The organism is Micromonospora radicis, assembly GCF_003583405.1.
GTDB classification, from domain to species: Bacteria; Actinomycetota; Actinomycetes; order Mycobacteriales; family Micromonosporaceae; genus Micromonospora; species Micromonospora radicis.
Window position 1 is genome coordinate 23,328 of sequence record NZ_QXEC01000023.1, and the last position, 18,355, is coordinate 41,682.

Here is an 18,355-nt window from a genome sequence, read left to right on the forward strand (position 1 = left end):
GCGAACGTGCCCGCGAGCGCGTTCGCACCAAGATCGACGCATGGTCAGCTCATCCGGCCCACCGTGGCGCGTAGTCGCAGCAGGTCGCGGCGGCGCCGCTCGTAGGTGGCCGCCAGGCTGATCAGGGCCAACCCGGCGACGGCCAGGAAGACCCACCGGGGCAGCAGATCCCAGCCGCGGATCAGCTCGTGCAGGGCGAGCAGGGCCAGGGTCCCCCCGCCGAGCAGCACCGGCGCCTGCCAGCGCCGGATCGCGCCGAGCAGCGTCGCGGCCAGCGCAACGGTACCGAGCAACAACCGCCGCCACGGCTGCGGCTCGGCGCCGAACAGCACCGCGGTCAGGCTGGGCAGCAGCAACGCGGCCAGGCCCGGGCCGAGCGCGAGCCAGCTGGTCAACCCCGATCGGGTACGCAGCGCCACGGTGCCCGCGGCGAGCACCAGCACCGCCAACGGCACGGTGTACGCCTCCAGCACGCTCACCCCACCGGAGACCAGCAGCAGCCAGTCGGCGAACAGCACACTGCCGGCGGCGATGCCGGCGAAGACCCACCGCCGCGCGGCCGACTCGCCCCGACGCAGCAGGCGCAGCCCGAGCGCGGCGGCCCAGAGCACGCAGATCGTGGCGGCGTGCCGAGGCGCGCCGCTGGTGAGCAGCAGGGCGACCAGTGCCACCGCCTGCGCGGCGGCGTCCAGCACCCGACTCGCCAACCCGGCCGGAGTCACCGCGCCGCCCCGACCGGCCAGCGTCGGGGCTGCACCCTGACCGGCAGCCGTCGACGCCGCGCCGTGACCAGCCATCGCCGAGGTCGGCGCGGTGGTCCGACGGGCGGGCACGAGCGCGGCCAGCGCGAGCACGGCGGCGGCCACGCCGAGCACCGCGAACGCGGCCGACCGCAGCGGCAGCCCGCCGGCCAGCGGCGCGGCGACCGCGAAGCCGGTCGCCGCGGTGACCGCGACCAGCCAGCTCGTCACCCGTACCGCCAGCTGACGCGCGGCCACCCCGGCCACCGTCGCGGCCACCACCAACAGGCCCAGCCCGGCCAGGGTGCCGAACCGGGTGGCCTGCAGGTTGACCAGTCCGGCCCCGGCCAGCACCAGCCCCACGGAGACCGCGACGGCGGCGAACGCCCCGCGAGTCGACCGTACGGCGGCGACCAGCAGCAACAGCACACCGCCGAGCAGCGCCGTCGCCGGCACCACCGGCCAGGGCGCGGCGGCGGCGACCAGCAGCACCGGTACGGCCGCCGCCGCGAACGGCAGAGCCGCCGTCACCACCCGCCCGGTTCCGGCCCGCTCGGCCCCGGCTTGCCCGGCCCCGGCCCGCTCGGCCCCGGCTTGCCCGGCCCCGGCCCGCTCGGTTGCGGCCCGCCCGACCGGCCAACCCAGCAGCGCCGCCGCCAGGGTCAGCAGCACCAGCGCCACGCCGACCGGCAACGCATCGGGAACCGCCTGGGTCGCCGGTGCGCCGGACCACGGAGCAGCCGGCGGACCGTACGGGGCCAGCAGCGCCGTCCCGACCGTCGGCAGCATCGCCAGCACTGCCACGGCGGCCAGGCCCAGCCCCGCCGCGGCGGGCGCGACCGGCGGCCGGCTCCGGAATCCGGCCAGCGCCAACAGCAGCGCCGCCACCGCCGCGTAGAGCGCCGTCCGTTCCTCGGCCGGTACGGTCAGCGGCGCCAGGCCGGTCAGCACGGCCACCGCGGCGAGACCCGCCGAGGCGTACCCGTGCAGGTCGGGCCAGGCGCGGCGGAGCTGGAGCAGCGCGACCGCCGGCAGTGCGACGGCGGCCAGCGCCGCCCGGGACTGCCACCACGGCGGCGCACCGAACCCGATCAGCGCGATGGCCGCACCGGCCGGCACCACGAGCACCGCGGCGAGCAGCGCGCACCCGGCCAGCGTCCGCTGCCCGGGGCTACCGCGCCGACCGGTGGCGGCCACCCCGACGCCGACGAACAGGATCACCGCGCAGGCCGCGCCCGCCCCGGCCGGACCGGCCAGTCCCACCAGCAGACCGTGTGCGAGCAGTGCGGCGCCGGTGAGCGCCGAGACCAGCACGGTCGCCCCCCGGGTCGCCGGGCGGGCCACCGCGACGGCCAGCAGCGCCGCACCAGCCACCAGGTCGACGGCGACCACCGCCGGCCACGGCGCGGCCCAGGCCACCGGCAGGGCGAGCGCCGTGGCGGCGACACCGATCACGCTGACCGCCGGTCGGGCGGCACGGGGCAGCAGCCAGACCGCCGCCGCCGAGGTCAGCGCCACCGCGACCGGGAGCTGCCAGCCCCAGGCGAAGGCCGGTCCCGCCGTGGCCCCCCGCCACGGCGGCAGCGACCGGCCGACCGTGGCGCCCCCCAGCACCACCGCCGTCAGCATCGCCAACTGTGCCCCGCCCGCCGCCACCACCAGCGCGCCGATCCGCGGGCCGGGCTGCCAGCCGACCGGGAGCAGCCGCACCGCACCAGCCAGTGCCGCCGCCACCAGTGCCGCCGCCACCAGCACCACCGAGCCGCGCAGCTCCGCGACCGGGCGGATCAACGCGAGCGCCAGCACCGGCACCAGGACACCCGCGGCCGATGCCCGCGCGATCCGCCCGCCCAACAGCAGCGCCGTACCGAGCAGGGTCGACGCCACCAGCAGCAGCGGTACGCCGGCCAGCACCGGCACCCCGCCGGCCCGGCCGACCAACAGCGGCACCAGGGCGAACCCCGCGGCGACCAGCAGTGCCACGGCGTACCCGACCCCGGCGGTGACCTGCGCGGCGAGCGGCGTCGCCGAGGTCGTCGTGGCCCCCTCGCCCGCGACGTTCCTCGATCGACGCCGCACCGCGACGATCACCGTCAGATCGACGAGTGCCACCCCGACGAAGGCCACCGCCCAGCCGGCCGGCTCCGGCCGGGTCTCGGCGACGAGCAGCGGCAGCACCGGCTGCCCGACGAGCAGCGCCGCGAACCACGGCACGGTCAGCCGACTGAGCCGGGCGTACCCGGCGGCGACCGCCGTGCCGACGGCGGCGACCAGGGCCGCGTACCGGCTGCCCGGCCAGACGGACACCCCGAACAGGTCGACCGACCAGGCGGCGTACCCGTCGAGCAGCACCAGCAACAGCCCGACGGCAGCGAACGTCTCGGCGGTACCCCGCAACCCGCGCCAGCGCGCGACGAGCGGCACGGCGAGCAGCAGCAGCGTGAACGCCAACAGGATCAGGGACCGACCAACCACCCCGACCGACGCCCAGGCCACCGCGGTGAACACGGTCGCCGCGGTACCGAGCAGCAGCCCACCCAGGACGAACAGCACGCCCTGGATGGTCCGGGTCGAGGTCTCCGCCCGGCCCGGAACGGCCGGCGGCACCGGGGTCATCCCGGGCCACCCGGTGACCGGCGGTCCCGCCACGGCCGGCGCGCCGGGTGCCGAACGGACGACGGCGGCCGCAGGGACCGTGGGCGGCGGGGCGACCTGGGTGGCGAACGCGGCCGGGTGGGCGGCCGGCCGGCCGGTCACCGGCGCGGTCGGGAACTCGCGGCGGATGGCGCCGGCCAGGTCGGCGCGCCGTTGCCGCAACGCCGTGAGCCGGCCGGTCAGCCCCTCGTACGCCGCTCGGGCCCGTTGCACCTCGGCGCCCAGCCCGACGATCTCCCGGTCGAGCCGGATCACCTCGGCGGCGGCGAGGTGCGGCGGCCGACCGCAGCCGGAGCAGCCGGAGTCGAGATTCGCCGGCGCACCGCACGCCGGACAGGGGTAGCCGTTGTCCACCCGGTCATCCTGGTCGGCGCCGCCCCGACCGCACCAGAGCCCGGGTACTCAGGGACGAGTGTGATCGAACACCCAGCTGGCGTACCCGGGGTGGCCGCACTCCACCTGGGAGACCAGGATCTCCGGCACCTCGTACGGGTGACTGGCCCGGATCTGGTCCACCAGCGCCACGACGCGGTCCGGTGCGGTCTTGAACTGCACCGACCACTCGGTGCTGGTCTCCACCCCGGACCGCCACCAGTACGTGCTCTCCACCTGGCCGCCCACCTGTGCGCAGGCCGCCAGTCGCCCAGCCACGGCGGCGGCGGCCAGCAGGTCCGCGACCGAGCGTGCGTCAACCACCGTCGTCACCACGCTGATCTGGTCCATCCACGAACCCTACGCGGCACCGTCGCGGTTGGCCGCGATCCACGCGTCTATCCGACTCCACCAGTCGTACAGCCAGTCGATGCGCTGCTGCCGACCGGCCGGAATCTCCTCCGGCGGCACCGACCAGAACCGCATCACCAGGCGCTTGTCCATCGGCAGTTCCCGCCACACGTCGGTGACGGTGAGCATCTTGTCCAGGCCGGTGTGCGCCACGAAGATCACTCCGGCGTCCGGCGCGGCGTCCAGCGCGGCCAGCAACCCGCCGGGTTGCGGGGCGAGCACGTGCCGCATCGCCTCCGCCTTCAGCGCCATCCGTTCGTGCCCCCGGTCCCGCAGCCGGTCGATGGCCCGGAGCCGGCGTCTCGGGGTGAAGTTCCCGCCCTCGGGAAAGATCACGAAGGCGTCGTCGTCGTCGAGCCCGGCGGCGAGGTGCCCGACCTGCTCGGCGAGCGAGCCACGGCCGTCGCGGCCCGGCGCGATGAACCGGCTCGGCAACCGGTTGAGCAGCACGTCGATCGCCGGATCCCACTGCAGGGTGTGCTTGAGGACGATCCGCGGCTCCCGCTGGAACCAGTTGACCAAGGCATGGATCAGGATGAACGAGTCGCCCGGCCCGGCGTGCCGGCAGAGGACCAGTTCGGGGCGGCCCGGCAGGGCGGTGTCGGGATCGGTGCCGACCACGTCGATGGTCAGCCGCAGCGTCCACCGGGCCTGCCAGAAGAACACCCGCAGGAACCAGCCCGCCAGCACGTAGTGGGCGCGTTGGAAGGCCGGCGCGCCGACCCGCCAGCCGAACCCGGAAGCCACCCAGAGCGCGAAGAGGCAGATCAGCGCGGCCGCGTCCCAGAGCAGGTAGAAGAAGCCGATCCAGAGCAGCCGCAGGGGACGCAGCCGGCCCGGCACGAACGGGGACACCGTCAGGGCCAGCAGGGCCCAGAACGGCACCGTGGTCACCAGCAGGGTCGCCAGCAGCACCACGCCGGGTGCCAGCAGCAGGCGGCGCAGCCACCGGGGCGGTAACGGCATCAGCGGTCCAGGTTCGCCAGGTAGTGCCGGGAGGCCGCGTAGGCCCGGCTGATCCGCCGACCCACCGCGGCCATGTCCCGGTACGCCCACGGGGTGTCGTCGCGCGGTTCCAACCCACCGGTCGGCAGCACGTGCACCTCCACCCCCTCGGGCAGGGCGGCCATCTCCCGGGCGAACCGGTGCCGGCGGGCGATCTCGAACGCGACCTGCGCGATCTCCCAGGGTCGTCGGGGCGGGGCCAGCGCCCGCTCGATCCGACCCACCTGGAGTACGAAGATCCGCCCGGCGCCGGCCGAGACCGCCTCGCCGATCGGGATGGAGTTGACGATCCCGCCGTCGACGTAGTGCTGGTCACCGATCCGGGCGGGCGGCAGCAGCCCCGGTACGGAGGCCGAGGCGAGTACGGCGGGTACCACCGGCCCGCTGACGAACCAGTGCTCGGCGGCCCGTTCGATGTTCGCCGCGCAGCAACGGAACGGGATCTTCAGGTCGGCGAAGGTGGTCTCCGCGCCCAGCTCGTTCTCCAGCAGCTTGCGCAGCGGGCGGGGCGAGTGCAGGTGGGTGCGGGCGGCGAAGCGGCGCAGCTGCCGGGCCACCGAGTCGCCGTACACCTCGCTGGCCTCCGGGGAGGCCCAGAGCCGGACCAGCCGGTCGGTGACCTCCTCGGTCGGTTCGGCGGCGACCAGCGCGCCGTTGACCGCACCGATCGAGGTGCCGAGCACCATGTCCGGCCGGATCCCGGCGCGGAACAGGGCGCGCAGCATGCCCACCTCGACCGCGCCGAGGACACCGCCACCCCCGAGTACGAACGCCACCGGTCCCCGCGACATGCCGTTCATCCTGGCACGTCCACACCGACACCCGCCGTGTCGGTACCGGCACCCGCGGTCCACCGAACCGTTGACAGGGCGGCAACATTCGCGCAACCTGATACCGCCCCCACCGACGAGGCAGGTGCGATCCGTGAAGCCAGCACTGCAGCCCGGCCGGTTGCTGGCCACCAGATACCGGCTGATCGACCAGATCGGCGCCGGCGGCATGTCGGTCATCTGGCGGGCCCACGACGAGGTGCTCGACCGGGTCGTCGCGTTGAAGGTGCTCGCCCCGTCGCTCGCCGCCGACGCCCGGTTCCGGGACATGGTCCGCGAGGAGGCCCGAGCCGCCGCCCAACTCGTCCACCCGCACGTGACGTCGGTGCACGACTACGGCGAGACGGTGGCTCCGGACGGCGCCATCACCTCGTTCGTGGTCATGGAACTGCTCTCCGGCGAGGAACTGGAGTGCCGGCTGACCGAGGGCCCGCTGCCCTGGCCCGAGGCGGTGGAGGTCGGCGCGCAGGTCGCCGACGCGCTCGCCGCCGCCCACCGGCTCGGCGTCGTGCACCGGGACGTGACCACGGCCAACGTGATGATGACCCCGGTCGGCGCGAAGGTGCTCGACTTCGGCATCGCCACCCGGATCGGCGCCCCCGACGACGACGAGGACGGCGCCACCTTCGGCACCCCCGCGTACGTCGCACCGGAACGGTTGGACGGCTCACCGGCCCAGCCAGCGACCGACGTCTACTCCCTCGGCGTACTGCTGCACGAGACGCTCACCGGCCGGGTGCCGTACCCGGCGGACACCTGGGAGGAACTCAGCGCGGCGCTGGCCGACGGGGCACCGCCCACCCTGGACGGGGTGCCCGGACTACCGCCGGCGGTGGCCCAGATCTGCCTGCGCTGCCTGTCCCGCGACCCGGCCGACCGACCCACCGCCCGCCAGGTGGCCGCCGTGCTGCGCGACCAACTGTTGCCCGCCGACCCGCAGGCCACCACGATGCTCGCGCCGACGGTGACGCTCCCGGCGATCCAGGCACCCGTCGGGGTCGCCGCCGCGGCCGGGACGGCCGCCGGATCCGCCGCCGCCGGGTCCACCGCCTTCGCGGCGCCCCCGGCCAGCACGACGGCCGCCGGGCTCAACGGCTTCGCGGTGCCCCCAGCCGGCACCGCGGCACCGGCCGCCAGCGGGTCCGCCCCCTTCGCGCTCCCCCCGACCGGCGAGCCGGGGCCGGTCACCGCCGGGTCGGCCGTACCGTCCGGGCCCACCGACGGCCCGCCGGCCGGTGAACCCGCCCGGCGACGCCGGCCCTGGCTGCGCCCGGTGCTCGCGGCGGCGGCGGTGCTCACCGGGGCGGCGCTGCTGGTTCCGGCGTTGCTGCCGGACGACACCGACCCGCCCACCGCGCTGCCCAGCACCGAGCCGACCGGCGCGGACCCGACGGCACCGGCCACCGGTTCCGCCGAGCCGCAGCCGCCCGTCCCGCCGTCGCCGACGGTGGCCGTGCCGCGGAGCCCGACCGCCTCGCCACCCTCCGCTGGTTCGCCGGGCACCCTGGCCGAGGCGGCGAACCGGCTCGAAGCGGTGATCGACGCCGGGGTCGCCGACGGCGGCATCCGCGACGACGTGGGCCTCGACCTGCGCAACGAGCTACGCAACCTGACCCGCGCGGTGGGTCTCGGCGAGAGCGAGTTGGGGCCGGGGGTGGCCAGACTGCGGGAGAAGGTGTCGACCCGGCTCCGCGAGGAGGGGTTGAGCCCGGCGTACGCCCGGCAACTGGACGAGGCGATCCGCGGTCTCGGTGCCGCCCAGACCTGACCCGGTCAACCCGGCGTGATCCGGGCCGGCTCCCGCATCGCGGTCCGCGGCGTGGCGGCCACCAGGAACCGGTGGTACACCTCCTCGTAGCCGGCCGCCATCCGTTCGGTGGAGAAGGTTCCCGCCACGTGCGCCACACAGTCCGCGGGATCGAGGTGGGGTGCCTCGCGTAGCGCCGTGGGCAGTTCCTCCTGCCGTCGACAGATCATGCCGGTGACGCCCGGCCGGAGGAGTTCCGGCACCGCGCCACGGTCGAGCGCCACCACCGGCGTGCCGGTCGCCATCGCCTCGAGCATCACGATGCCGAACGGCTCCTCCCACTGGATCGGCATGACCAGGCAACGCGCCTCGACCAGCAGTCGCAGCACGGCCTCCCGGTCGGCGTCGAACACCACCGTGACGTCCGGGCCGAGCAGTGGCTCGATCGTCTCCTGGTAGTAGCGCCGCTCGGCGGGCTCGTTGCACTTGCCGGCGAGCACCAGCGGCAGACCCGCCTCCCGACATGCCTTGATGGCGAGTTCCGGGCCCTTGTCCGGGCTGAACCGGGCCAGCCACAGCACCGGCCCGTGGCTGGGCGTGTCCTTGCGCGGGAAGCCGGCGACCTCCATCGCGTTGTGCACCGTGCCGACCCAGGGCAGCCGGGGATTGAGCCGACGTTGGGCGTGCGAGATGGCCACCAGACCGACGCCGCGGTCGGTGTCGCTGAGCACCGTGCCGTACTCACCCACCGGGTTGCCGTGCACGGTCGCCACCGTGGGCACGTCTCGTCGACCGGCGACCAGCGGACCGATCGTGGTGTGGTCGTGGACGACGTCGAAGTCGGCCGCGCTGACCACGTGGTTCACCCGGGCCAGGTGGGCCAGTTCGGGGAGCGACTCGCCGAGCCGGTCGAACTGCAACTCGTCGAGGGTGGCGAGGAACTCCGCGGCCGTGCCGTGGTGCTCACCGGCACCGAGCAGCGTCACCGCGTGCCCCCGGTCGACCAGGGCGTCGACCAGCCCGGCAACCACCTGTTCCAGCCCGCCGTAGCCCGGCGGCGGCACCGACAGCCAGGGTGGCACCACCATCGCGATCCGCAACCGGCGCCGCACTGTCGCGTGGTTGTCGGGCACGAGTCCTCCCCCGTCGAGCTGTGGCGTCGACCCGGTCGGCCGCCGCGGCGGAAGCCGGAGATCGGAGCGGCTTTCCCCATCCCCGTACCGGCAAACCGGACATCGGGGCGGGACTCAGCCGCCCACCAGCAGTTCGTTGTGCACCGTGCCCACCCCCTCGGCCGACCACGCCATCCGTTCCGCCTGGTCCCGTTCCCACCAGGACCGCACCACCCCGGTCAGGGTCACCGCGTCGCCCCGCACCTCGACGGTCACCCGCTCGGTGCCGATGCCCCGCAGCAGGGCCCGCTGTACGTCCCGGCGGGCCCGGTCGGCGTCCGGGGCGGCCGCCGGACGAACCTCGACCAGGTTGGTGACCCCGCGTACGCCGCGCAGCCGGCGGAGTTCCCGCTCGGCGGTACGCCGCTGCCAGCCGAACTCCACCTCGCCGCGCAGCATCAGCCAGCCGTTGGCGACGGTGAGGTCCAACCGCTCGGCCGGTACGAAGCTGTTCCACTCCAATGCCCGGCTGGCGGCGATGGCCAGGGCACCGTCGGTGATGTCGAGCGGACCGGCCGGAACCACCTCGAGGTCGTCGGCGACCGCGCGTACGCCGCGGATGCGCTGTGCCCCGCGGACCGCGGCCCACCTGCGGGCGGCGCTGTCGACCTGGCCGGTGAGGGTCACCACGCCGTCGTACACGGTCACCCCGAGGTCGGTCGACCGGATCTGCGCGTCCCAGGCGAACTCGTCGAGTACGTCTCGCTGGATCTGGTCGTCGGTACGGGCAACGGTCTCCGTGCTGGTCATGGCACCCCCACAGCGGCCTCCGGGTCTCTTCGCAGAGGTTGCCGACGTACCGGGTGAGGCCGGCTCATCCGGTACGGGTGAGCCGGCCGGCACAGAAAGCGGGGCGGCGGGTGCCGCGACCAACCCCCTTGGCCGCGCCACCCGCCGCCCCAGGAGGGAGGCAGGTTCTTGACTTATGACGTTTCGGCGAGCGTCACGGTTGCCGTGGTCTCGGCCCCGTTTCGCTGATAGGTCACCTCGACCTGGTCACCGACCTTGCCGGCCTGTACGGCACCGACGAGATCGTTCGAGTCGTTGATGGCCTTGTCACCGAACCGGATGATCACGTCGCCGCGCTGCAGCCCGGCCCGCTCGGCCGCGCTGCCCGGGGTGACGGCGTTGACCAGCGCCCCGCCGTTGGGCGCGCCGGTCACGCTCACCCCGAGCGACGGGTGGCTGATCTTCTCGCCCCGCTGGAGCTTGTCCGCGACGTCCTTGGCCTTGTTGCTCGGGATGGCGAAGCCGACCCCGATGTTGCCGGTGTTGCCCTGCCCGGCGGTGGCGATCGCGGTGTTGATGCCGATCACCTCGCCCCGGGTGTTGACCAGGGCACCACCGGAGTTACCCGGGTTGATCGGCGCGTCGGTCTGCAGCAGGCCCGAGATCGAGCTGACCGTCTGGCCGGGAAGCTGCTGGCCGCTGCCGGCCTGGATGGTGCGGTCCCGGGCGCTGAGGATGCCCGCGGTGACCGAGCCCTGCAGGCCAAGCGGGCTGCCCAGGGCGAGCACCTGGTCGCCCACCTGCATGGCGTCACTGTCGCCGAAGGTGGCCGCCTTCAGGTCGCTCACCCCGGTGGCCTGGAGCACCGCCAGGTCGGTCTTCGGGTCGGTCCCGACGACCTGGGCCTGGGCGTTGGTGCCGTCGGCGAAGATCACCCGAACGGTGTCGCCGCCCCCGGCGATCACGTGGTTGTTGGTCAGCAGGTAGCCGTCGGCGGTGAGCACCACACCGGAGCCCTCCCCACTCCCGGTGGAGATCGACACCACGCTGTCCTGGACCGACGCGGCGATGCGCGGCAGGTCGGCGCTGTCGATCACCGGCGCGGCGGAGTAGGTGCGGGTGATCCCGCCGCCGTCGCTGAGCGCCAGGGCGAGTGCGCCACCGGCGACACCGCTGCCGAGCATCAGCGCGAACACCGCGACACCGGCGCCGACGAGCTTGGCGACCCGGCCGGGACGGGGCCCGGTCGACTGCGCCGGCGCCCACGGCGCGGGCTGCCCCGGATAGCCGCCGGGCTGCCCGGTGTAGCCGGCCGACGTGGCACCGGGCTGTCCCGGGTAACCGGGGTAGCCGGCCGGCTGCCCGGGATAGCTGCCGGACTGGCCCGGATAGCCGCTGGACTGGCCCGGGTAGCCCGGATGCCCGGCCGATGCGGTCGGCTGCGCCGGCCAGCTGGGCTGGCTCGGGTACCAGGACGCGCCGGAGTGCCGCTGACCTGGCTGGTACGACTGATGATCGGCCGGCGTCCAGGAGGGCTGGCCGGAATCCGAGGTCGTCGGCTGCGCGGAGACCGGAGCTGCCGGCTGGCCGGGCGGGGGCGACCCGGCGACGGGCAGGCCGGCCAGGGTCGGCTCGGCGTCCGGGCCACCGGTGGCCGGGGCGTCGACGGCACGGACCGGGACGGTGGCGGCCTCGGCGGTGGGATCGGTGCCGGCCGCCGGGGCGGCCGGGGAGTCGGTCCGCGCGTAGTCGGCGCGGGTCAGCTCGGGGTGCGACGGCTCGGCGTCGGTCGGGGCCGGCCGGCGCGGTTCGGACTCGTACTCGGTCATGTCCCTACCCTCCCCCATCGCTCTGCGTTCCGCCTTAGCCCGGCCTGAGGATTCGCTGAAAGTCACTCGGACTCGCTGTCGGTGGCCGGGGCGAGCGGCAGCCGGACCCGGAAGGTGGCCCCACCGCCCGGCGTCTCGGTCACCTCGACGGTGCCCTGGTGCACGCTCACCAACGCGGCGACGATGGCCAGGCCGAGGCCGGTACCGGTGTTCCCGCCCGTACGCCGGGTCCGCGAGGCGTCCGCCCGGTAGAAGCGTTCGAAGACCCGCTCCGCCTGCTCGGCGGTGAGCCCGGGACCCGTGTCGGCCACCTCGATCACCGCCAGGTTGCCCGGCTCGGAGCGCAGCCGCAACGTCACCGACGCCTCCGGCGGGGTGTGCCGCAGCGCGTTGGTCACCAGGTTGCCGATCACCTGCCGCAGCCGCGCGTCGTCGCCCCGCACCACCAGCGGCCCGGAGCCGGACGCGATCTCCAGCTCGATCCGCCGGTCCGGGGCCATCACCCGGGCCGCCTGCAACGCGTCGGCGGCCAGCACGGGCAGTTCCACCGGGGCGAGGGAGAGCGGTCGCTCCCGGTCCAGCCGGGCCAACAGGAGCAGATCCTCCACCAGCAGGCCCATCCGGGCCGCCTCGTCCTCGATCCGGCGCAGCAGGTCGGAGGTCTGCTCGGGGGATCGGGCGGCACCCTGCCGGTACAACTCGGCGAAGCCCCGGATGGTGGTCAGCGGGGTACGCAACTCGTGCGAGGCGTCCGCGACGAACTGCCGCATCCGTTCCTCGGACCGGCGGGACCGGGCCTCGGAGGCACGGGCCGCCTCGGCGGCGTCGCGGGCCGCCGCCTCGGCGGATCGGGCGGCCGACTCCGACGCCGCCCGGGCGGTGAAGGCCATCTCGATCTGACTGAGCATCGCGTTCAGCGCCCGGGAGAGCCGGCCCAGTTCGGAGGTCGGGCAGGGCTGGCCGTGTTCCGGGTCGGGCACCCGACGACTGAGATCGCCGCCGGCGATGGCCGCGGCGGTGCGTTCGATCTCCACCAGCGGTTTGAGGCTGGTCCGGACGATCGCCGCGCCGATCGAGGCGAGCAGGATCAACACCGCCCCACCGACCAGCACGTCTATCCAGACCAGTCGGGTGACCGCCCGGTCGACGTCGATGAGGTGCTGGGCGACCGCGGCCCGTTGGCCGTTGGGCAACTGGGTGTAGAGGATCCGCCAGCGCACCTCGCTGCCCCGGGCCCGGACCGTACGCGGCTCACCGACCTGGTCGTCGAAGCCGGCCGCGTTCGCGGGCCAGCGGGGCACGTCGGCGTCGCTGAACCGCCGCTCGTCGAAGTAGGCCCAGTCGGCGACACCGGTCCGCGGGTTCGTCGTGACCAGCAGGTAGTCGGTGGGGATGGCCGCGCTAGGCCGTTCCATCCCGGCCACCTCCTCGAGGTTGCGGGCCGCCGCCGCCAGCTCCCCGTCCACCTCGCCGACCAGGTAGCTCCGCAGGAAGAAGGTGGTCAGCGAACTGATCACCAGCAGGGCGGCGGCGACCAGGGCGAGGACCGCCGCGACCAGCTTGACCCGCAGGGGTGTCGCACGCAGCCGGGTCTTGCCCTGCTGTAACGCGTTCACGCCGCCGGCTTGCGCAGCACGTAACCGACACCACGGAGGGTGTGGATCAGCCGGGGCTCGGTGTTGTCGACCTTCCGCCGCAGGTACGAGATGTACGACTCGACGATGTTGTCGTCGCCCCGGAAGTCGTAGTTCCACACGTGGTCGAGGATCTGCGCCTTCGACAGCACCCGGTTGGCGTTGAGCATCAAGTAGCGCAACAGCTTGAACTCGGTCGGCGAGAGCTGCACCCGCTGCCCGGCGCGGTAGACCTCGTGGGTCTCCTCGTCCAGTTCCAGGTCGGCGAAGGTGAGCCGGGCGGGGGCCTGCTCGCCGGTGCTGGTCCGGCGCAGCACGGCGCGGATCCGGGCGGTCAACTCCTCCAGGCTGAACGGCTTGGTGACGTAGTCGTCGCCGCCCAGGGTGAGGCCACGGATCTTGTCGTCGGTGGCGTCCCGGGCGGTGAGGAAGACCACCGGGGTACGCGTGCCGCCCTCGCGCATCATCCGGATCACCTCGAAGCCGTCGAGATCGGGCAACATCACGTCGAGCACCACCAGGTCGGGCCGGTGGTCACGGGCCGCGTTCAGCGCGGCGCTGCCGCTGGTGGCGGTGGCCACGTCGAAGCCCGCGAACCGCAGGCTGGCGGAGAGCAGCTCGAGGATGTTGGGATCGTCCTCGACGACGAGCAGTCGCGCCTCGGTCTGGGTAGCGGCCATGCCGCCCATCATCCGCGCAGTCGCTGCACCCGTGCTGGGCGGATCCTGAAAAAAACCTGTGAGCTGATCAGGCCGCCAGGGACAGCTCCGGACCGGGCGGCTCGGCCGGTCGGGGCCGCCGCGACAGCGGGCCCGGACCGGACGCCGCCCGGTCCGGCGACGGCGCGGCCGCCACCGACGGTACGAGATGGACGGCCGACTCGGCGACCCGGGCCAACGCCCGCCGGTCCGCGGCCCGTCCGGGATGCAGTGGCGCGCCGATCTCCACGGTGACCCGCAGGTCCCGGGCGGCCAGCACCCGACGCACCGACCGCCACAGGGTCTCGTCCCCGACGAAGGCCGGCGCGGTGGTCGGTGTGCCGGTCGCGCCGCACCGGTAGGCGATCCGCAGCGGCACCACGGGCGCCCCGGCATCGATCGCGGCCTGGAACATCGCCGGCCGGAAGCCGGGCCGCGGCCGACAGTCGTCGCGCCCACCGCACCAGGTGGTCCCCTCCGGGAAGACCGCGACGGACCGGCCGGCGCGCAGCGCCGCCGTGACCCGGTGCACCACACCGGGCAGCTCCCGTGGGCGGGCCCGGTCGACGAAGATGGTGCCGACCGCGCGGGCCAGCAGGCCGACCAGCGGCCACCGGCCGACCTCCTGCTTGGCCACCAGCCGGGCCGGCGCGGCCGCCAGCACCGCCAGGATGTCCCACCAGGAGACGTGGTTGGCGGCCAGCAGCGCGCGCCGCCGGGGCAGCCGCCCGCGTACGTCGAGCCGGACCCCGCAGGCGCGGGCCGTCGCCCGGGCCCAGCCGCGGGTCGCGGCCTGCCGCTCCCGGCTGGGCAGCACCGGCAGCACCACCACCAGCCCGATCCCGAGGCCGAGCAGACCGAGCAGGGCCACGGCCCGCCCCACCTGCCGGGACACCGGTACGGCCGGCGACTGTCCGGGCCGCGGCAGGCAATCGGGGCCGCAGCCGGAACTGGGCCGCCACAGCGGATGCGCCCTCGTGCTCACGGCTGCCCGCCGAGGAAGTGCCGAAGGTAGCGGGGATTGATCCGGTCCATGGCGAGCAGCACGTAGTAGTCGGCCACCCCGAAGTCCGGGTCGTACGCGGGCTCGCCGCAGATCCACGCGCCGAGCCGCAGGTAGCCACGCAGCAACGGGGGCACCAGCCGGGCCGAACCCGGAAGTGACTCGGTCGGTACGCCCGGTTCGGCGAACCAGGGCCGCTGCGGGCGGACCCGCAGCGGCGCCGGGGCCAGGTGCCGGGCCCGGGCCTGGGCCCACACCTCGGCGGCGGCCAGGCCGCCGTCGGCCACCGGCACCGAGGCGCAACCACCGAGCCAGTTCAGCCCCCGCAGGTGCAGGTAGCGGGCGATGCCGGCCCACATCAGGTTGATCACCGCGCCGGTCCGGTGGTCCGGGTGTACGCAGGACCGGCCCGCCTCGACCAGTTGAGCGCGCAGCGGGTCGAGCGCGGTCAGCTCGAACTCGCCATCGGCGTAGCGTCGGGCGATCCGGCCGGGCGGGAGCAGGCGGTAGGTACCCACCACCTCGCCGGTGCGCTCCTGGCGCACCAGCAGGTGGTCGCAGTACGGGTCGAAGGCGTCCCGGTCGAGGCCGGCCGCGTCCGAGGACACGGTCGCGCCCAACTCACCGGCGAACACCCGGTGACGCAGACGTTGGGCGGCCTCGACCTGGCTGGGGTCGTCGGCGATCGAGAGCAGGTAACCGCTGGTCGTCAGGGACACGTCCGCGGTGGATGGAGCGGCCATGCCCCTTGTGTAGTGCCCGGTCGGTTGCCGGCCCCGGTGACCGGCGATGTCGATCCGGTGAACGCCGGCCGGCGATCCGACGCCGCCGCCCCACCTGCACCGGCCCGGCCGCGACCTGGGAGGCTGCCCGGGTGGGCGACGCGGCGGAAAGCACTCCGATGATCATCGAGGCGCGGTTCAACGGGCCGCCCGGCTCGGGCAACGGGGGCTGGAGCGCCGGGATCTTCGCGACGGCGTACGGCGGGACGGGCCCGGTGGAGGTGACGCTGCGCCGGCCGCCACCGCTGGACACCCCGCTGACCCTCGCCGACGGCCAGGTGCGCGACCCGGCCGGTGAGGTGGTCGCCCAGCTGCGCCCGGCGCCAGACGTACCCGATCCGGTGCCACCGGTCGACCCGGCCACCGCCCGGGCCGCCGCGACGGCGTACCCCGGCCTGGTGGACCACCCCTTCCCCGGCTGCTACGTCTGCGGACCGCGACGCGACGACGGCCTGCGGATCTTTCCGGGGCGGTTGCCGGACGGCCGGACGGCCGCGCCGTTCTCCGCACCCGCACGGGTGAGCCCCGCCACAGTCTGGGCCGCGCTCGACTGCCCCGGCGGCTGGGCGGTGATCGCGGCCGGCCGGCCGTACCTGCTCGGCCGGATGGCGGCCCACGTCGAGGCGCTGCCCCGTCCCGGCGACCGGTGCGTGGTGACCGGCGCCCTGGTCGAGACCGAGGGACGCAAGGCGCTGGTGCACACCAGCCTGTACGGTCCCGACGGTGCCCTGCTCGGCCGCGCCCGCGCCACCTGGATCGCCCGGTAGGCACGACCGTCGATCGGGTCGTACCTGGGGATGAGTCGACTCCTGCTCGGGGTGGACGACGATCTCCGGAGCGCGCCCGATTGATTTGCTTGACCGCTAACGTCACGCTGTGCAACGGCGCATCCCGGCGCCACGGGAGGAGAATGATGTCCGACGGGCAGTCACGCCCCAATGACGCGCAGATCGTGGTCTCCGGCCTGACCAAGCAGTACCGCAACGTACTGGCGGTCAACAATCTGTCGTTCACGGTCCAACCGGGTCGGGTGACCGGCTTCCTCGGTCCGAACGGCGCGGGCAAGACGACCACGCTGCGGATGCTGTTGAACCTGGTCACCCCGACCTCGGGTACGGCCACCATCGGCGGCCAGCGGTACCCGGAGCTGACGGCGCCGCTGCGGCACGTCGGCGCGGTGCTGGAGGCGTCCAGCGCACACAAGGGCCGAACCGGGATCAACCATCTCCGGGTGCTCTGTGCCGCGGCCGGGCTGCCGCGCCAGCGGGCCGACGAGGCGCTCGCGCTGGTCGGTCTGACCCCGGCGGCGAAGCGCAAGTTCAAGGGCTACTCGCTCGGCATGAAGCAGCGGCTCGGTATCGCCGCTGCGATGCTGGGCGACCCGCGGGTGCTGATCCTCGACGAGCCGGCCAACGGGTTGGACCCGGAGGGCATCCGGTGGATGCGCGGGTTCCTCAAGGGGCTGGCCGCCGAGGGTCGCACCGTGCTGGTCTCCAGCCATCTGCTGTCGGAGATGCAGCTGCTCGCCGACGACGTGGTGATCATCGCGGCCGGTCAGCTGGTCCGGCAGGGCCCGGTCGAGCAGGTGATCGGTTCGATGGCGCAGGGCGTCCGGGTCCGGGTCCGTACCCCGCAGGCCGAGGCGCTGACCACGGCGCTGGCCGGTGGCCCGGCGACGGTGCAGACCGACGAGCACGGCACGCTCCTGATCGCCGGGGTGGACGCCCCGACGGTGGGTCGGGCCGCGCTGGGCGCCGGCGTCGAGTTGCACGAGCTGACCACCGAACGACCCGACCTGGAACGGGTGTTCCTGGAGCTGACGGCCGGAAAGGCGGGCATTCGATGAGCAACCTGGTCCGCTCCGAACTGCTCAAGATCCGTACGACCAGCACCTGGTGGTGGCTGGCCATCGGGGCGCTCCTGTCGATCGCCATGGCCTTCCCGATCAACGCCTGGCTGTTCAACACGGCGGTCGGCGGCAACGCCGAAGACATCGGGCTCACCGGCGACGCCGCGTCCGCTCCGGCACAGGCGGCGAACCTCTACACCTCCGGCCAGTACCTCGGCCTGATGTTCGTGATGCTGATCGGCATCCTGATGGTCACCAACGAGTTCTTCCACCAGACCGCGACCACGACCTTCCTGGCCACCCCGCGACGCACCACGGTGATCGTCAGCAAGCTCATCGCGGCCAGCCTGCTCGGATTCGCGTTCTGGCTGGTCACCACGGTGATCGACCTGGGCGCCGGGGCGATCTTCCTGTCCCTGAACGACCACGGCACGCTGCTCGGCGAGTGGGAGGTCCAGCGGGCGCTGCTGCTCAACCTGATGGCGTACGCCATCTGGACCGTGCTCGGCGTGGGCATCGGCACCCTGATCACCAACCAGCTGGGCGCGGTGATCACCTCGTCGGTGCTCTACCTGATCGGTACCCAGGTCGTCAGCCTGCTCTTCTTCATGCTGTCGAGCTGGCTGGACAGCGTGGCCGTGCTCAAGTGGCAGGTGCTCTGGCCGGCTGTCGCGTCCCAGGTCATGATCACCCCCGGTGAGAACGAGATGCTGCCGGCCTGGTGGGTGGGCGCGCTAGTGCTGATCGGGTACGCGCTGGTCAGCGGCATCGTCGGCGTACTGATCACCCGGCGGCGCGACATCTCCTGACCGCAGTCGGCCCGCGACGGGCCCGGTGAACCGGCACACAACCGGTGAACCGGGCCCGTCGCGGTCATACTCACCTTCTCCGCCACCACC

15 protein-coding genes are annotated in these 18,355 nt (G+C 74.2%); 4 read left to right on the top strand and 11 right to left on the bottom strand.

Annotated features, from left to right (window positions below; genetic code table 11):
- Positions 1-44 precede the first annotated feature (44 nt).
- From D2L64_RS28320 to D2L64_RS20890, 4 genes are read right to left on the bottom strand one after another with little or no spacing between them, the layout of a single operon-like run.
- Complete coding sequence (locus tag D2L64_RS28320; protein ID WP_119578906.1) at positions 45-3,749, bottom strand: SCO7613 C-terminal domain-containing membrane protein; 3,705 nt, start codon at positions 3,747-3,749, stop codon at positions 45-47.
- A 48-nt stretch (positions 3,750-3,797) separates the two neighbouring features.
- Positions 3,798-4,118 (bottom strand): divalent-cation tolerance protein CutA, encoded by a 321-nt coding sequence (gene cutA, locus D2L64_RS20880; RefSeq protein WP_119578907.1) that lies wholly within the window; start codon positions 4,116-4,118, stop codon positions 3,798-3,800.
- A 9-nt stretch (positions 4,119-4,127) separates the two neighbouring features.
- Positions 4,128-5,144, bottom strand: coding sequence for a 1-acyl-sn-glycerol-3-phosphate acyltransferase (locus tag D2L64_RS20885; protein WP_119578908.1), 1,017 nt, complete (start codon positions 5,142-5,144; stop codon positions 4,128-4,130).
- Positions 5,144-5,974: a patatin-like phospholipase family protein gene (locus tag D2L64_RS20890; RefSeq protein WP_119578951.1), complete on the bottom strand. Its 831-nt coding sequence runs from the start codon at positions 5,972-5,974 to the stop codon at positions 5,144-5,146. Before D2L64_RS20890 ends, D2L64_RS20885 begins: the two co-directional genes overlap by 1 nt.
- A gap of 133 nt (positions 5,975-6,107) precedes the next feature.
- Here D2L64_RS20890 and D2L64_RS20895 point away from each other — a divergent pair, with 133 nt between their 5' ends.
- Positions 6,108-7,781 carry a serine/threonine-protein kinase gene (locus D2L64_RS20895; protein ID WP_233559067.1) on the top strand — a complete coding sequence of 558 codons (1,674 nt, stop codon included), beginning with the start codon at positions 6,108-6,110 and terminating at the stop codon, positions 7,779-7,781.
- A gap of 5 nt (positions 7,782-7,786) precedes the next feature.
- On the opposite strand, the gene D2L64_RS20900 is transcribed toward D2L64_RS20895, so the two are convergent.
- The 7 genes from D2L64_RS20900 to D2L64_RS20930 form a co-directional block, all read right to left on the bottom strand.
- On the bottom strand, positions 7,787-8,848 hold the full coding sequence (locus D2L64_RS20900; protein ID WP_119578952.1) for a glycosyltransferase family 4 protein: 1,062 nt from the start codon (positions 8,846-8,848) through the stop codon (positions 7,787-7,789).
- A 159-nt stretch (positions 8,849-9,007) separates the two neighbouring features.
- A complete protein-coding gene (locus D2L64_RS20905; RefSeq protein ID WP_119578910.1) occupies positions 9,008-9,682 on the bottom strand; it encodes a BON domain-containing protein in 675 nt (224 codons plus the stop codon).
- Positions 9,683-9,855: 173 nt separating this feature from the next.
- Positions 9,856-11,490 (bottom strand): trypsin-like peptidase domain-containing protein, encoded by a 1,635-nt coding sequence (locus D2L64_RS20910; protein ID WP_119578911.1) that lies wholly within the window; start codon positions 11,488-11,490, stop codon positions 9,856-9,858.
- A gap of 62 nt (positions 11,491-11,552) precedes the next feature.
- On the bottom strand, positions 11,553-13,106 hold the full coding sequence (locus tag D2L64_RS20915) for a HAMP domain-containing sensor histidine kinase (protein WP_119578912.1): 1,554 nt from the start codon (positions 13,104-13,106) through the stop codon (positions 11,553-11,555).
- Positions 13,103-13,804 (bottom strand): response regulator transcription factor, encoded by a 702-nt coding sequence (locus tag D2L64_RS20920; protein WP_119578953.1) that lies wholly within the window; start codon positions 13,802-13,804, stop codon positions 13,103-13,105. The genes D2L64_RS20915 and D2L64_RS20920 overlap by 4 nt, the downstream gene beginning before the upstream one ends.
- A gap of 67 nt (positions 13,805-13,871) precedes the next feature.
- Entirely contained in the window at positions 13,872-14,807 is a 936-nt protein-coding gene (locus D2L64_RS20925) for a lysophospholipid acyltransferase family protein (protein WP_119578913.1), read from the bottom strand.
- Positions 14,804-15,568, bottom strand: coding sequence for a GNAT family N-acetyltransferase (locus D2L64_RS20930; RefSeq protein ID WP_119578914.1), 765 nt, complete (start codon positions 15,566-15,568; stop codon positions 14,804-14,806). Before D2L64_RS20930 ends, D2L64_RS20925 begins: the two co-directional genes overlap by 4 nt.
- Positions 15,569-15,726: 158 nt before the next feature.
- On the opposite strand from D2L64_RS20930, the gene D2L64_RS20935 reads away from it, so the two are divergent.
- From D2L64_RS20935 to D2L64_RS20945, 3 genes are all read left to right on the top strand, one after another.
- A complete protein-coding gene (locus tag D2L64_RS20935; RefSeq protein WP_119578915.1) occupies positions 15,727-16,374 on the top strand; it encodes a hypothetical protein in 648 nt (215 codons plus the stop codon).
- Positions 16,375-16,520: 146 nt separating this feature from the next.
- On the top strand, positions 16,521-17,453 hold the full coding sequence (locus tag D2L64_RS20940; protein WP_119578916.1) for an ABC transporter ATP-binding protein: 933 nt from the start codon (positions 16,521-16,523) through the stop codon (positions 17,451-17,453).
- The gene (locus D2L64_RS20945; RefSeq protein WP_119578917.1) at positions 17,450-18,265 is read left to right on the top strand and encodes an ABC transporter permease; all 816 of its coding nucleotides are present in this window, start codon (positions 17,450-17,452) and stop codon (positions 18,263-18,265) included. Before D2L64_RS20940 ends, D2L64_RS20945 begins: the two co-directional genes overlap by 4 nt.
- Positions 18,266-18,355: the final 90 nt, after the last annotated feature.